This window comes from Bradyrhizobium sp. SZCCHNRI2009, from assembly GCF_032485115.1.
In the GTDB taxonomy this organism is placed as follows: domain Bacteria; phylum Pseudomonadota; class Alphaproteobacteria; order Rhizobiales; family Xanthobacteraceae; genus Bradyrhizobium.
In genome coordinates this window covers 1,321,092-1,335,061 of sequence record NZ_JAUEUH010000001.1, presented here as the reverse complement: position 1 = coordinate 1,335,061, position 13,970 = coordinate 1,321,092, and the positions used below count along the sequence as shown (strand labels likewise).

Here is a 13,970-nt window from a genome sequence, read left to right as displayed (position 1 = left end):
CCGACAGTCGTGGCCGGCGCTCACGCCTTGAAGTAGTCCGGCTGGCCAATGTCGGCGATCAAACCGATCCCGTCCGGTCTCCAGCCCAGGCGCTGCTGTGTCAGGACGCTGGAGGCCGGCATATCCAGCCCTGCGAACATCGCCAGTGGACCGTAGTAGTCGCCCGCCTCCTCCTTGCTGATCGACACGACCGGCACGTTCAGCGCGCGGCCGATCACCTCGATGACCTCGCGCATGGGGACGCCCTCCTCGCCGACGGCGTGGTAGATCGCGTCTGCAATGCCCTTCTCCAGGGCGAGCCGGTAGAGGCGGGCGACATCCGATCGATGCGCCGCGGCCCAGCGCTCGGTGCCTTCGCCGACATAGGCGGCGCGGCCCTTCTGTCGCGCGAGCTCCACCAGATAGGAGATCAGCCCGGCCCTTCCGGGGGCGCCGTGAACCTGCGGCAGGCGGATCACCATTGCGCGCACGCCGCGCGACGCATAGGCGAGACCCGTCTGCTCGGACACGCGCGGGACATGCGCTGACGACTCGCGCCGCATGTCTTCGGTGACCACCACATTGGCCGCAACGAGCCCCGTTCCGGAGGTGACGATGAACGGCTTGTTCGTGCCCACCAGCACCTCGCCCATGGCGTCGATGGCGGCCTTGTCGATGGCGCCGTTCTCCGCGAATTTCGCGAAGTCGTGGATGAAGGCGAGATGGATCACGCCGTCGGCATCCCTCGCGCCGCGCTTCAGGCTGTCGAGGTCCTGCAGCGAGCCGCGATGAACCTGCGCGCCCAGTTGCTCGAGCGTGCGGACGTTCTCGGCGGAGCGCGCGAGGCCGATGACCTGATGCCCGGCGGCGATCAGCTCCCTGGTGGTTTCAGAGCCGATGAATCCGGCGGCGCCGGTGACGAATACGCGCATGAGACACACTCCCTGTTCAGACCGCCGGGATATTGCTAGGCTGCTCATGCGGGTAAAGTCGTGACTTTATACGGGTATAATCGCTAACAGGATGACGGACGCCAACCCTCTCGGGACCTATCTCAGGGATCGCCGCGCCAAGCTCGATCCGACCGCCTTCGGCCTGCCGCTGCAGCGGCGGCGAACGCCGGGGCTTCGGCGCGAAGAGGTGGCGCAACGCGCCAATGTGAGCGCCACCTGGTACACCTGGCTCGAGCAAGGGCGCGGCGGCGCGCCCTCCGCCGACGTGCTGGACCGCATCGCTCGCGCCATGATGCTGACCGACGCCGAGCGCGAGCATCTGTTCCTGCTCGGTCTCGGCCGGCCACCCGAAGCCCGCTATCACGCGATCGACGGCATCTCACCCCGTCTCCAACGCGTGCTCGACACGCTGGAATACAGTCCCGCCTTCGTTCGCACGGCGACATGGGACATCCTCGCCTGGAACAGGGCGGCTGCGGCCGTCCTCACCGACTACAGCACCCTGCCGGAGGGACAGCGCAATGTTCTGCGCATGATGTTCCACGACAGCCGTGTCCGCGCCGCACAGCCCAACTGGCAGGCCGTGGCGCGCTATGTGGTCGCGTCCTTCCGCGCCGACGTGGCCCGCGCCGGCGCGGCCCGCAATGTCCAATCGCTGGTCGACGAGCTCTGCGCGACGAGCCCGGAATTCGCGGCGATGTGGCGCGACAACGATGTGCAAGGGCGGCACGGTGACGGCGTGAAGACCCTGCAGCATCCCGTCGCCGGATCGCTCTCGATGGAATTTTCGGGCTTCGCCGTCGATGGCCGGCCCGACCTCACCATGGTGATCTACAATCCCGCGACGCCGGAGGATGCCGACAAGATCCGTGCGCTGGTGACGTCGCGACCGAAGTAGGTGCGAGTGCCCTCTCGACTCGCGCCGCCGAGAAGCACGCGGGTTGCCTGACAGGCCGGGCATTCGTAGGCAGCCTTGGCTGCATCGACGCTGCAGCGTGAACAAAAAGCCGATTGCGAGCTTGGTCATCCGGACATCCCCACGGCGACGGGCATCATGAAGATCGCGACCTTCAACATCAACAATGTCCGGCGGCGGCTCCCCAATCTGCTGCGCTGGCTGCGCGCGGCCAGGCCCGACATCGTCTGCCTGCAGGAGCTGAAATGCACCCAGGCCGATTTCCCCGTCGATGCGATCGCCAAGGCCGGCTATGGCGCGGTGTGGCAGGGACAGAAGACCTGGAACGGCGTCGCGATCCTTGCGCGCAAAGCCGAGCCGGTGCTGATCCGCACCGCCCTGCCCGGCAATCCCAGAGACGAGGAGGCGCGCTACATCGAGGCCGCGGTGCGCGGCCTCGTCGTCGGCTGCCTCTATTTGCCGAACGGCAATCCGCAGCCGGGGCCGAAATTCGACTATAAGCTCGCCTGGTTCAAACGCCTGCAGAAACACGCGGCTGATTTCATCAAGGACGACCTGCCGGCCGTGCTCGCCGGCGACTACAATGTGGCGCCTGCTACGCTCGACATCTATCCGACGCGATCCTGGGACAAGGACGCGCTGATCCAGCCGAAGAGCCGCGCCGCCTTCAAGGCGCTGGTCGATCAAGGCTGGTGCGACGCGATCCGGATGCTGCATCCGGACGCGCCGATGTTCACGTTCTGGGACTACAAGCGCAACCGCTGGCCGCGCGATGCCGGCCTGCGGCTCGATCATCTGTTGCTGAGCCCGCAACTCGCGCCGCGCCTTGCCAAGGCCGGCGTCGACCGCGCCATCCGCGGCGAGGACGGCGCCAGCGACCACGCGCCGGCCTGGATCGTGCTGAAATAATCCGAACTCGCCTGTCCGCGTCGGAGCCTCAGCCGCGGTCGGGCCAGGTCTGCTGCAGATTGGTCGCGCGCTCGGGCAGGCCCTCGGTCAACACCGCCATGCCGCCGCACACCGGCAGATGCACGACGAGGCTCGCGGCATCCGGCACGTTCGGGCGCGGCGTCACGTTCCACAGCATGATCTCCTGGCGCGTGCGGCGGATCTCCTTGAACTCGTAACTATACGTCTCCGAGCCGCGCGGATATTCGCGCCAGAGCTGGCCTTCCTTGCGGAAGCTGCTCTGCGTGCCGTCATAGCGATCGGAATAGGACAGGCAGGCCGGCACGTTCAGCGCCTCGAGCACGGCCGCGCCGACGTTCGACGCCGCGGGAAGGACGCTGTTCACCGCGCCGATCGCGGCGAACACGGTCGTGATCGCGCCGGCGGCCATCGCGAGCCAGCCGGCCTTGGTCGCGGCCGGGCGCGCGGGCGCATTCGCGGCGGACACCTTGGATGCAAGTCCGCGAGGGGACGTCAGATGGAGCTGGGCCATGACGCGTTCTCCGATGGTGCGGCGAGGATGGATGCCCCGCCGGGCTGCATTCATCGGAGATCAGTCTGGCCGATCGCGCTCCCGGCGAATGTGACGCCGATCACAACCTGGAATGATGACCGCCCGGCGCCACACCGGGAGCGTGACGACACGCGCCGTCAATCGCGTCCCGCATCCATGATCGCCTGCGCGAGCCGGCCGGGATCGGAGAAGCACAGCTCATGGCTGCCGGGCACCTGGACCAGCCGGAACAGGCCGAGCTTGCCGGACAGCCGCGGATGCCATGGCAGGCTGTGCGGCAGCGCCGTGTCCTCGGTGCAGTTGATGTAGGATTTCGCGATTGCCATCTCGGAGGGATTGGCGCGCAGCTTGATCTTGTCGGTGAAGGTCTTGTTGGGATGCGGATTGAGCATGTCATAGGTGCGCGTCGCGGTGGCGAGATCGGCGTCGTTGATGAAGGCCTCGCGCCAGACCGGGAACGGCAGCACCACCGAACCGTCGCCGCGCTCCGCAGCGACCGCGTCGAACAGCGCAACATAGTGCGGTGGCACCATGTCGTTGAGGCACTCGCCGTCGTTGGGCACGAACGCATTCCAGTAGACCAGGCGGCGGATGCGCTGAGCGATGCGGTCGGCGACGCCGGTGATGACCATGCCGCCATAGGAGTGCCCCATCAGCACGGCGTCGGTGATGTCGTGCTCGCTGAAGTAGTCGCAGATCGAGGCGATCGCCTCGTCGAGTCCGGTGGTCTTTGCGTCGCCGGGGCGGTTGCCGCGGATGGTCGGCAGATGGACGGTGTGGCCGGCGGAGCGAATAGGCGCGGCGACCGGCTCGAGCTCGGCGCCGGTATGCCAGGCGCCATGGACCAGGACGTAGGTTGACATGATCACGTTCCTTTGCACGATGGAAGGCGGTGCAAGGACTATGGGCCGGACCGCGCCCGCGGCGCTTGGCTGCAACTGAACCCGATTGGTCTCGGAGTGAACCGATGGGCGCCGAGCCGGAACGGCAGCGGAGCTGGAATACGGCGGCGGTGCGGCCAGAGGAGCAGTTCTCGTATTACCGCGAGGCGATCTGCCAGGCCTTCATGAACTTGACGCCGGAGCCGGCGCGCGGCATCGGATTCGCTGCGGAGGTGCAAAGCATCAGCCTCGGGAGCGGCGCCATCAACCGCGTCAGCTTTCCCGAGCACATCGTACGCCGCTCGCGCACGGACATCGCCGCTTCCACCCAGCGCTGCTTCTATCTCAACCTCAAGCTGGCCGGCCGCTGCACCATCCTGCAGGACGAATGCGATGTCAGCCTGTCCGCCGGTCAGGTCGGCATCTTCGACAGCGATCGCACCTTCGTGCTGCAGCACGATCGCGGGCCGTCGCTCGGCGTGATCTCGTTCCGCGTCCCCGCCGATGCGCTGTGCAGCCGCCTGCCGGCGGAGCCGGACATCGCGCCGACGCGGCTGTCCGACGATCCATGCGTCGGCGCACTGATCGTGGAGACGGCCCGCTCCCTCAACGCAAATGCGCTGCGGCTCGCGCCCGACGATGCGTCGGCGCTGTTCGGCGTGCTGCTCGATCTGGTGGCGCTGAGCCTGGCGCGCCGCGGCCGCCGCGAGACGCATGCGACCACCTCATTTGCCGATGCGACGACCTTGGCGCTGCGCCGCGCCATTCACGAGCGGGTGCGCGAGCCCGGCCTGACGGTGGCGACCATCGCATCTGTCGTCGGGATCAGCGAGCGCTATGTGCACAAGCTGCTGGCCCGCGCCGGGACCAGCTTCTCCGACCTGGTGATGGAGCGCCGGCTCGATGGCGCAGCGCGCGATCTGCGCGATCCCGCCCGATGCGGCCGCGACATCGGCCGCATCGCCTTCGACTGGGGCTTTTCGGATCTGTCGCACTTCACGCGCCGCTTCAAGCAGCGCTTCGGCATGCGCCCGCGCGACTGGCGGGCGGAGACCGCGCGTCACTCCGGCTGACCACCGCCTGCGGTCAGCGCGGACTCCGTTCGCGGGCTGCGCCCCACAACCAGATTGCCGCCAGCAGGACAAGCGAGCCGACGAACGCCGCGACGACATCGCGCAGCGAAATGACGATGCTGCCCATGCCTGGAAACAACCCGAACAGGTTGAACAAGACACCACCGATGAGGGCGCCGACGCATCCCAATCCGATGTTGGTGAGGAGCCCGAAACCGGCTCGGCGGCGCTTCACCAGGATTCCGGCAAGGCCGCCACCAATCAAGCCGACGACGAGCCAAGTCCCTGCATGTGCCAGTGTGAACATTCTTCACTCCGTCGGTCTGCCGTCACCCCTCAGCTGGAGCATCACGGCCAGCAGCAAGATCATGAGAACACATTGCCGAGCGAAGCGAGACCGCCAGTTGCTACACGGAAGCGGCCAGATCAGGGGTCTTGCTCGCAGAGCCACACGAATCGCACGCTTGCAGGTTACATCGATTTCGTTGCCATGAGCTGAATTCTGCACATCGGATGAGTTCGCAACCCACTCGCAAACTGGCGCAGGCCGGCGTCCATGACAAGGTGATGCGGCCCTGCTTGCTTGGCCATTCCACTTCGGACGTCGCGTACCTCCTCCCGAAATGACAGTCATTCGAATCTAATCGTCTCGAACACGCGAGGCTCATGCGAACGCTTCGCACGCGAAGGGCTACGTAGTTCCCCCGAGTTCATTTGATCCGCGGAATCAAGAAGAATGCGTTTCCCGCAGAGCGTGTAAGGGTGAATGCATGTGCATCGCATGCAACTGGGCAAGATTCCGTGGTTTGCTCCAGCTTGATTTTGGCTCCGTCAACGAGGCCGAGCCGTCACGACGCAGGCTCCTGCAGGCCGGTGCGGCGTTCGCCGCAGCCGGCGTTGCCTCGGTGTCCGCTCCGACGAACGCCGAGGCGCGAACCGGCGACGGCAAGGCCGACATCGTGTTTCGCAACGGCCCGGTCTACACCGTGAACGGCGGCCGGGAATGGGCCCGCGCGGTCGCCGTCAAGCAAAAGCACATCGTCTATGTCGGCGATGACGCGGGCGTCCGGTCCTTCATCGGCCCGAAGACCCGCGTCGTCGATCTCGCCGGCAGGATGCTGCTGCCCGGCTTCGTGGAAGGACACATCCATCCGATAGCGGGCGCTGTCGTGACTCGGGGTGTCGATCTTCAGTACGACACAAGGGAGGAGATGCTCGACGCCCTGAAGGCCTATCGCGCCAAGCTGGGCCAGGCCGGCATCGTCCGCGGCTTCGGCTGGCGCTATAACGCCTTTCCGCCGACCGGCCCGCGCAAGGAGGATCTCGATCAGATCTGGCCGGACACGCCCGTCTTTCTCGTCGGGATCGATGGCCATTCCGCCTGGGTCAATTCCAAGACGCTGGCGATTGCCAAGGTGACCAAGGCGACCAAGGATCCGTTGCCCGGCTACAGCTACTTCGAGCGGGACCCGGCCTCGGGAGAGCCGACCGGCTATCTGGTCGAGCCACCGGCGATGTTTCCGGTCCTTAACGCGGTCTCGCCGTTCACGACCGGCTATATTGCGGACTCGCTCGCACAGTGGCTGCCGAAGGCGTCGGCGGCCGGCATCACCAGCGTGTTCGATGCCGGACTGCTCGTTCTGCCCGAGGAGACAGGCTACGAACTCTATCAGGACATGGAGCGCAAAGGAAAACTGCCGTTCCGTGTGGTCGGATCGACCTACCACAACAATTCGGCGATCGACCCCGTGCCGATCGCGAAGGCCCTGCGTCGACGCTTCAATTCCGAACTGGTGCAGGCGCCCGTTCTCAAGCTCAACATCGACGGCGGCGAAGCCCAACGGACCGCCGCATTGCTGGCCCCCTATAGCGACGATCCGAGCACGAGCGGCGAGACGCTGGTCCCGCCGGAGCAGTTCAAGGACATCATCCGACGCGCCGACAGGGCGGGCCTCAATATTCACATCCATTCCTACGGTGATCGCGCCAACCGCCTGTCGCTGGACGCGTTCGAAGCCGCGATCAAGGTCAATCCGCCGCGCGATCGCCGGCACACGCTGGCGCATCTCATATTTGTTTCACCTGACGATCTGCCGCGCTTCGCCAAGCTCGGCGTCACCGCGCAGTTCTCCGCCCAATGGTCGGTGGCGGATGCCTCTTGGCAGGGCGTGATGCGGCCGCGCGTCGGCGCGCGCGCCGAGCAGGCGTTTCGCACCGGCTCGATCCTGCGTCACGGCGCCAACATCTCGCTCGGCACCGATTGGCCGGCCGCCGGCTATTACAGCACCTACAAGCCGCTGGATGCGATCGAGATCGCGACCACGCGGCGGGAGTTGAACAAGCCGGATCAGCCGGCTTTGGTGCCGCTCGACGAGCGGATCAGCCTCGAAGAGGCGATCCGCGCCGCCACCATGGGCCCGGCCTATCAGCTCGGGCTCGACCAGAAGGTCGGTTCGATCGAGGTCGGCAAGCTCGCCGATCTGATCGTGCTTGAAAGAAACCTGTTCGAAGTCGCCCCGCACGACATCCACAACACAAAGGTGCTGATGACCGTCATGAACGGTCAGGTCAGGCACGAACAGCGAAGCTGAATCCAGCGACGTCTCGGACCGTCACCTTCAGGGCCACATCGACATACTCAGACCGATTCCCGGACATGCGGAGGCGTATATGATCGACAGAAGAATGCTCATCAAAGGCGCGGGAGCGGCGTTGGTCGCGTCCGAACTCGGTTTGCCGGCCGCGCGGGCCGAGTCTGCCGATCCGCTCTGCTACGCGTCGGTCGCCGATCTCACCGCCATGTTCCGGGCCCGCAAGGCGTCGCCGGTCGATCTCTTGAAGGCGCAGATCAAGCGGATCGAAGCCTACAACCCGAAGGTCAATTGCATCACCTACGAGCACTTCGACCAGGCGATGAAGGAGGCCAAGCAGTCCGAAGACCGGTATCGGCGCGGCAACCCGAGGCCGCTCGAAGGGATCACGGTGGCCATCAAGGACGAATTCTCCAGACCGGGCTGGCGGATCACACAGGGCTCGCTCCTCTACAAGGACTCGCCGCCGGCAACGGAAAACTCGGCCATCACCGACTTGCTCGAGGCGGCCGGCGCCGTCATGCCGTTCCAGACGACCGTACCGGAATTCTACCTCTTCCTCGGCGCATCCACCCGCGCCTGGGGCACGACACGCAATCCATGGAATCTGGAATACTCTCCGGGCGGGTCGTCGGCGGGATCGGGCGCGGCGTTGGCCGCAGGCTTCACGACGCTCGCCATGGGCTCGGACATGGGCGGCTCGATCCGAATTCCCGCCTCGCAATGTGGCCTCTACGGCTTCAGGCCGCCGTTCGGACGCGTGGCCGGTGGGGAAATCCCGTTCGCGACCTCGGGCCCGATGGCGCGGCGCTTCGACGACCTCGTCAGCCTCCAGAACGCGATCGTCGGTCCGTCCGAGCGGATGATGGCCGCGATGCGCCCTCGCCTCGACTATCCCACCCGTTATCCGCGCCTTTCCGGGTGGCGCATCGCCGTGGATTGGGGCGCCGGCATTGCGGACGTCATACCGTCCGTGAAGGCTGCGATGCTGAGAGGCATCGAGGCGCTGCGCGCCGCGGGTTGCACGGTGGACGAAGTCGATTGCGGCTTCACGAAGGCCCACAAGATGGTCTTCATCCGTGGGCTGATGTCGACGTCCATCGGCACTGCGATCGAGATCTCGAATGCGCATCGCGATCAGCTCTCGCCCTACATGACCGAAATGCTCGACCAGGTCGGCCCGGTCGGACCGCGCCAGGCCGAAGAAGCCGAAGAGCTGCTGCAGCGGCTGCACCGCCAGGTCCAGCAGCGCGTGTTCGGCAAGGGGTGCCGCATCCTGCTCATGCCGACCATGGCAACGCCTCTTGTCGGGGCCGACATGTTCAAGAGCAAGGAAAACAAGGTGGACCCGTGGGTGGGCACCGGTCTGGGCTTGGCGCTGACGTGGCACTGGAATCTGCTCAACCGCTATCCGGTCGTCGATGTCCCGCTCGGCTTGGTCGAGGACCGCATGCCCTCGGGCATGCAGGTGATCGGCCAGACCTACACCGATCTCGACACGTTCCAGTTCGCGTCCAACTGGTCCCGTCTCCGGCGGTCCCTGTTCGCGGACGAGCGTTTTCCGACCTTCACCTGATGCAGCGGGGCCACGCGGTGTGGACGCGAGACAGTGGCTGCAAGAGCAGCGCTTCGACAGCGAGGTCGACGACGCCGAGAGCCTTCCGACAGGTGGTTCTGTTGCTCCTGATTTCGGCACTCTGCCATGACTCCGGCGCCCTGGCACAGCAGGCCAAGACGCCGTCGCTCGAAGATCTGGCCAAGGCGGCGCAGAACCCGATCGCGGACACGATCAGCGTCGGCCTTGAGAATATCGCCATGCCGAATACGGGCCCGTACCGGCAGACGGCCGACGTCTTCAAGATCGAGCCGGTCATCCCGTTCCAGCTCAATGCCGACTGGAATCTGGTGACGCGCACGACCATTCCCGGCATCGCCCAGGTCCGCTTTTCCCCCGAGCAAGGCCGGATCGGCGGGGTCGGCGACATCAACCAGATCTTCGCGCTCACCCCGTCCCATTCGGGCGCCCTCATCTGGGGTGTCGGCCCGACCTTTTCCTATCCGTCGGCGACCGATCCCGCCCTCGGTTCGGGAAAATGGAGCGCAGGTCCGACCATTGTCGCGCTGACCATGCCGGGTCCATGGGTGCTCGGGGTGCTCGCCAACAACATCTGGTCGTTTGCAGGTCCGAGCGACCGCGCGCCGGTGAACCAGATGATGCTGCAGTACTTCGTGACCTACAACTTCTCCGACGGGTCCTACATCAGCTCGAGTCCCATCATCACGGCGAACTGGCTCGCGAAGGGCAATGATCGCTGGGTCGTCCCGATCGGCGTCGGCGTGGGCAAGCTCTTCATGGTCGACAAGCAGCCGATTAATGCCGAGGTGGGCGCGTACTACAATCTGCTGAAGCCGGACCAGGCATCGCATTGGCAGTTTCGCGCCAGCCTGGCTTTCCTGTTTCCAAAATGACGCTGCTTGGATCGAGCGGCCTCTGTGGCCGTGAGCAGCAATCCGGTCTGCAATCCTGTTGAAGGCATTCGATTTGAATTTTCACCATCAGCAAGCATCCAGAGCGTCAGTTTGCGTGCGCACGCTCGACGCCTTTGAGGCCAAGTTGATCGCGGTCAATCCTGGCGGCCGCGGAGGAACGTAGTTTAGCGTTCGATCAGGGAAGGATGCGGCTCACGCGGAACGTGGGCTTTTCGGAGCAGGACAATGTGCATCGCATGCGGCTCAGCCATCGGTTCGCTGTTCGCGGCGTCGAAGCCGGAGGGCGGCGGACTGACCCGTCGCCAGATGGTTGCAACAACGGCTGCCGCCGCAGCATTCGCGGCCGCTGGCTCGGCTCCCGCTTTTGCCGCCCCCAATCGCACGACCGTGTTTCGCGGCGGGCGCGTCTACACGGTGGAAGACTCGCAGCCCTGGGCGACGGCCGTCGTCGTCAAGGGCGACAAGATCATCTATGTCGGCGACGATGCCGGAGCGATGAAGTTTGCCAGACGGGGGGCTGAGGTCATCGACCTCAAGGGCCGCATGCTGATGCCGGGCTTCGTCGAGGCGCATTGGCATCTTTGCACTCTGGCATTTGCCCGCGGCGCCTGGGTCAACGAGGAAGATCCTGAGCGCATCTCCGAGATCCTGCGCGATTACGCCAAGACGCATTCCGACGAGAAGTTCATTCTCGGCTTCGGATGGATCGCGGGCGCGTTTCCCGCCTCGGGTCCCCGCAAGGAACCGCTGGACGCGATCTTCCCTGACCGGCCGGTCCTGCTCGTCAGTTGCGATCTGCACAGCTACTGGGTCAATTCCAAGCTGCTGGAGATGGCCGGCATCACGAAGGACACCCCACGCGACGTCGTGCCCGGCTCCTCCTGGTACGAAAAGGATCCCAATGGCGAGCCGACTGGCTTCATTTCGGAAGTACCCGCGCTGTTCGCGGTACTGAAGACGCTCGAAAAACACGGCATCGAACCGTTCGGCCTCAAGTCGGCCGCCGCCGCCATCGAGGAATGGCAGCCCAAGCTCGCAGCCGCGGGCATCACCACCCTCTTCGATGCCGGCTTCAGCGCCTGGCCGACCGAGCAGCATCACGGTTTCGACATGCTGGTCGACCTCGAGAGCCGCGGCAAGCTGCTGCAACGCGTGATCGGCAGCCTCTATCACAACGACCCCAACGTCGATCCGCTGCCGATCATTCGGGCCTATCGGAAGCGCTATCGCACTCCGCTGGTCAAGGCCGAGGTGCTCAAGCTGATCGTCGATGGCACCGAGCTGAGCCGCACCGCCTATCTGCTGGATCCCTATGCCGGAGGGCAGGATTGGCGCGGCGAACCATTGTTGCCCTCGCCCGTGTTGAATCGAATCCTGCGCGAAGCCCATGCGGAGGGAATCGATACGCACCTTCACGCCGTCGGCGACGCCGCAGTTCGTATGAGCCTGGATGGATACGAAGCCGCGTTCGGCAGGCAGGGCCCCGGCAACCGTCGCCATACCATCTGCCACGCGTTCCTCACCGCGCCCTCGGACATTGCGCGCTTCAGAAAGCTCGGCCTGATTGCGAACACCCAGATCCAGTGGGGCGTGCCGGATACGAGCCAGCGTCGCATCCGCGAGATCTACGGCGAAGAGCGCTGGAGCCGCATGTACAGCTTCAAGACGTTCATCGACCAAGGCGTCACGGTGTCGTTCGGAATGGATGCCCTGGCGACCGGCTCCAAGGTCGTGGTCAAGCCGCTCGAGGCGGTGCAGGCCGGCCATACGCGCCAGGAGCCCGGCAAGCCCGACGGCCTGGTCCATCCGCCCGCTGCCGAACGCCTGAGCCTGCCGCAGCTCATTCGAGGCTACACAATCAATGGAGCTTACCAGATGCGCATGGAGGATAAGATCGGCTCCATCAAGGTCGGGAAGCTGGCCGATCTGATCGTGCTGGAGAAGAACCTGTTCGATGTCGGGCCGCACGAGATCGGCAAGGTGAACGTTCAGCTGACGATGATGAACGGCCGGATCACGCATCGCGACAGACTCTGAATGGGAATGAGGACGGGGCACGAGATGGCGAATGCACGGACTGAACAGAATCTTGCGCCGGCGGATTCGCCGATGTCGAAACGCATTCGCTGGCTGATCCTCCTGACCGTCTCCAGCGCGCTGGCGCTCGTCGTCATCGACATGACGGTGCTCTATACCGCGCTGCCCAGCCTGACCCATGAGCTCGGAGCAACCGCTTCGGAGAAATTGTGGATCGTCATGGCCTACGGGCTCGTCGTCGCCGGCCTGCTTCCGGGCTTCGGCTCGCTCGGCGATCGCGTCGGGCACAAGAGGACGTTCGTCGCCGGCCTCATCGTCTTCGGACTGGCCTCGGTGGTCGCCGCCTATTCGCCGACCGCCACCATCCTGGTTGGCGGACGCGTCCTGCTCGCGATCGGCGCCGCGCTGATGATGCCGGCGACGCTGTCGATCATTCGCATCACCTTCTCCGATGACCACGAACGGGCGCTCGCCATCGCGATCTGGGGAGCCGTTGCCTCCAGCGGGGCGGCCGTCGGCCCCTTGGTCGGCGGTGTCCTGCTGGAATATTTCTGGTGGGGCTCGGTATTTCTGATCAACGTGCCGCTCGTCGTCCTGGCGCTGCTCGCCGGCCTGCTGCTGATTCCTGCACCGGCCGATCGTGCTGAGCGCGACTGGGACCTCCTCGGTTCAGTGCAGGTGATGGCCGGGCTGATCGGCTTCGCCTACGTCGTCGAGGAGCTCGGCAGTCGCCAGTCTTCCTATGTCGTCCTTGGCGGCACCGCTGTCGCGACGGTCATCATGTTGACGGTGTTCGTACGCCGTCAATTGCGTCTCGAGGATCCTTTGCTCGACTTCACCCTGTTCCGAAACGTCGAGTTCACGCTCAGCGTGATCACCGCGATCGTGGCTTCACTTGCCATTGCGGGGACGGAGCTCGCGATCAGCCAGCGCCTGCAACTCGTCCTCGGCTACTCGCCGCTGCAGGCGGCATTGTACATCCTGCCGGCCCCGCTCGGTGCATTCATCGGCGGGCCGCTCGCGAGCCTCATGCTCCGTCGCGTGGGCGCCGCCACCACGATGTCCGGCGCGCTGTTGATCGCCGGCATCGGCGCGGCCGGCTACCTGCTCTGCTACAACGCCAATCTGGCCCTGCAATTGGTCTGCATCGCGATCAACGGGCTCGGGCTCGGAGCATCCATTGCCGCCGCCTCAAACTCCGTGATGAATCACGCGCCTGAAGGCCGCGAAGGCATGGCCGCGTCAATCGAGGAGGTGTCGTTCGAGCTCGGCGGCACGATCGGCATCAGCATTTTCGGGAGCATCCTGTCCGGAGTCTATACGGCGTTCATGGTTCTGCCCGACGGCCTCGGCATTCCCGCCGTTGCGCGCGACAGCATCGACGAGGCGCTGATCGCCGCCGAGCGGCTGCCAACCGAAGTCGCTGCCATCGTCACCTCGCACGCTCACCGCGCCTTCGATCAGGCGTTCCTGACGGTCGTCTGCGTGGCGATGGTCGTCCTGCTCGGCACGGCCTTCCTGGTCCGGCCCCGAGCAGAGCGAACGACATCGAAAGAGGCTCGTCAGCATGTCCATTAGACAGACGACG

Annotated in this window: 12 protein-coding genes; 8 read left to right on the top strand and 4 right to left on the bottom strand. The window is 65.3% G+C overall.

Features of this window, described 5'->3' with window-relative positions; translation table 11 throughout:
* Window positions 1-20 precede the first annotated feature (20 nt).
* Window positions 21-911, bottom strand: a complete 891-nt coding sequence (locus QX041_RS06040) for an SDR family oxidoreductase (RefSeq protein WP_315826783.1) — start codon at window positions 909-911, stop codon at window positions 21-23.
* Between the two features lie 91 nt (window positions 912-1,002).
* Between QX041_RS06040 and QX041_RS06035 the strand changes: the two genes are divergently transcribed.
* Window positions 1,003-1,830 carry a helix-turn-helix transcriptional regulator gene (locus QX041_RS06035; protein ID WP_316164698.1) on the top strand — a complete coding sequence of 276 codons (828 nt, stop codon included), beginning with the start codon at window positions 1,003-1,005 and terminating at the stop codon, window positions 1,828-1,830.
* A 156-nt stretch (window positions 1,831-1,986) separates the two neighbouring features.
* Window positions 1,987-2,757: an exodeoxyribonuclease III gene (gene xth / locus QX041_RS06030; RefSeq protein ID WP_316164697.1), complete on the top strand. Its 771-nt coding sequence runs from the start codon at window positions 1,987-1,989 to the stop codon at window positions 2,755-2,757.
* Window positions 2,758-2,785: 28 nt separating this feature from the next.
* Here xth and QX041_RS06025 read toward each other — a convergent pair whose 3' ends face one another.
* Together QX041_RS06025 and QX041_RS06020 are read right to left on the bottom strand one after the other, a co-directional pair.
* On the bottom strand, window positions 2,786-3,289 hold the full coding sequence (locus QX041_RS06025; RefSeq protein WP_315749941.1) for a hypothetical protein: 504 nt from the start codon (window positions 3,287-3,289) through the stop codon (window positions 2,786-2,788).
* Between the two features lie 158 nt (window positions 3,290-3,447).
* Window positions 3,448-4,173 (bottom strand): alpha/beta hydrolase, encoded by a 726-nt coding sequence (locus tag QX041_RS06020; protein ID WP_316164696.1) that lies wholly within the window; start codon window positions 4,171-4,173, stop codon window positions 3,448-3,450.
* Between the two features lie 104 nt (window positions 4,174-4,277).
* Here QX041_RS06020 and QX041_RS06015 point away from each other — a divergent pair, with 104 nt between their 5' ends.
* Window positions 4,278-5,264, top strand: coding sequence for a helix-turn-helix domain-containing protein (locus QX041_RS06015; protein ID WP_315749939.1), 987 nt, complete (start codon window positions 4,278-4,280; stop codon window positions 5,262-5,264).
* A 13-nt stretch (window positions 5,265-5,277) separates the two neighbouring features.
* Here QX041_RS06015 and QX041_RS06010 read toward each other — a convergent pair whose 3' ends face one another.
* A complete protein-coding gene (locus tag QX041_RS06010) occupies window positions 5,278-5,571 on the bottom strand; it encodes a GlsB/YeaQ/YmgE family stress response membrane protein (RefSeq protein WP_315712445.1) in 294 nt (97 codons plus the stop codon).
* Window positions 5,572-6,070: 499 nt separating this feature from the next.
* On the opposite strand from QX041_RS06010, the gene QX041_RS06005 reads away from it, so the two are divergent.
* From QX041_RS06005 to QX041_RS05985, 5 genes are all read left to right on the top strand, one after another.
* On the top strand, window positions 6,071-7,855 hold the full coding sequence (locus QX041_RS06005) for an amidohydrolase (RefSeq protein WP_316164695.1): 1,785 nt from the start codon (window positions 6,071-6,073) through the stop codon (window positions 7,853-7,855).
* Between the two features lie 79 nt (window positions 7,856-7,934).
* Entirely contained in the window at window positions 7,935-9,431 is a 1,497-nt protein-coding gene (locus QX041_RS06000) for an amidase (RefSeq protein WP_316164694.1), read from the top strand.
* Between the two features lie 92 nt (window positions 9,432-9,523).
* Complete coding sequence (locus tag QX041_RS05995) at window positions 9,524-10,324, top strand: hypothetical protein (RefSeq protein ID WP_316164693.1); 801 nt, start codon at window positions 9,524-9,526, stop codon at window positions 10,322-10,324.
* A 246-nt stretch (window positions 10,325-10,570) separates the two neighbouring features.
* Window positions 10,571-12,382 carry an amidohydrolase gene (locus QX041_RS05990; protein WP_316164692.1) on the top strand — a complete coding sequence of 604 codons (1,812 nt, stop codon included), beginning with the start codon at window positions 10,571-10,573 and terminating at the stop codon, window positions 12,380-12,382.
* Window positions 12,383-12,454: 72 nt separating this feature from the next.
* Window positions 12,455-13,960: an MFS transporter gene (locus tag QX041_RS05985; protein ID WP_316164691.1), complete on the top strand. Its 1,506-nt coding sequence runs from the start codon at window positions 12,455-12,457 to the stop codon at window positions 13,958-13,960.
* The last annotated feature ends 10 nt before the right edge of the window (window positions 13,961-13,970 follow it).

Coding starts and splice junctions, on each gene's coding strand:
- xth (WP_316164697.1), top strand. CDS start 1,987: ATGAAGATCGCGACCTTCAACATCAACAATGTCCGGCGGCGGCTCCCC.
- QX041_RS06025 (WP_315749941.1), bottom strand. CDS start 3,289: ATGGCCCAGCTCCATCTGACGTCCCCTCGCGGACTTGCATCCAAGGTG.
- QX041_RS06020 (WP_316164696.1), bottom strand. CDS start 4,173: ATGTCAACCTACGTCCTGGTCCATGGCGCCTGGCATACCGGCGCCGAG.
- QX041_RS05985 (WP_316164691.1), top strand. CDS start 12,455: ATGTCGAAACGCATTCGCTGGCTGATCCTCCTGACCGTCTCCAGCGCG.
- QX041_RS06035 (WP_316164698.1), top strand. CDS start 1,003: ATGACGGACGCCAACCCTCTCGGGACCTATCTCAGGGATCGCCGCGCC.
- QX041_RS06015 (WP_315749939.1), top strand. CDS start 4,278: ATGGGCGCCGAGCCGGAACGGCAGCGGAGCTGGAATACGGCGGCGGTG.
- QX041_RS05990 (WP_316164692.1), top strand. CDS start 10,571: ATGTGCATCGCATGCGGCTCAGCCATCGGTTCGCTGTTCGCGGCGTCG.
- QX041_RS06000 (WP_316164694.1), top strand. CDS start 7,935: ATGATCGACAGAAGAATGCTCATCAAAGGCGCGGGAGCGGCGTTGGTC.
- QX041_RS06010 (WP_315712445.1), bottom strand. CDS start 5,571: ATGTTCACACTGGCACATGCAGGGACTTGGCTCGTCGTCGGCTTGATT.
- QX041_RS06040 (WP_315826783.1), bottom strand. CDS start 911: ATGCGCGTATTCGTCACCGGCGCCGCCGGATTCATCGGCTCTGAAACC.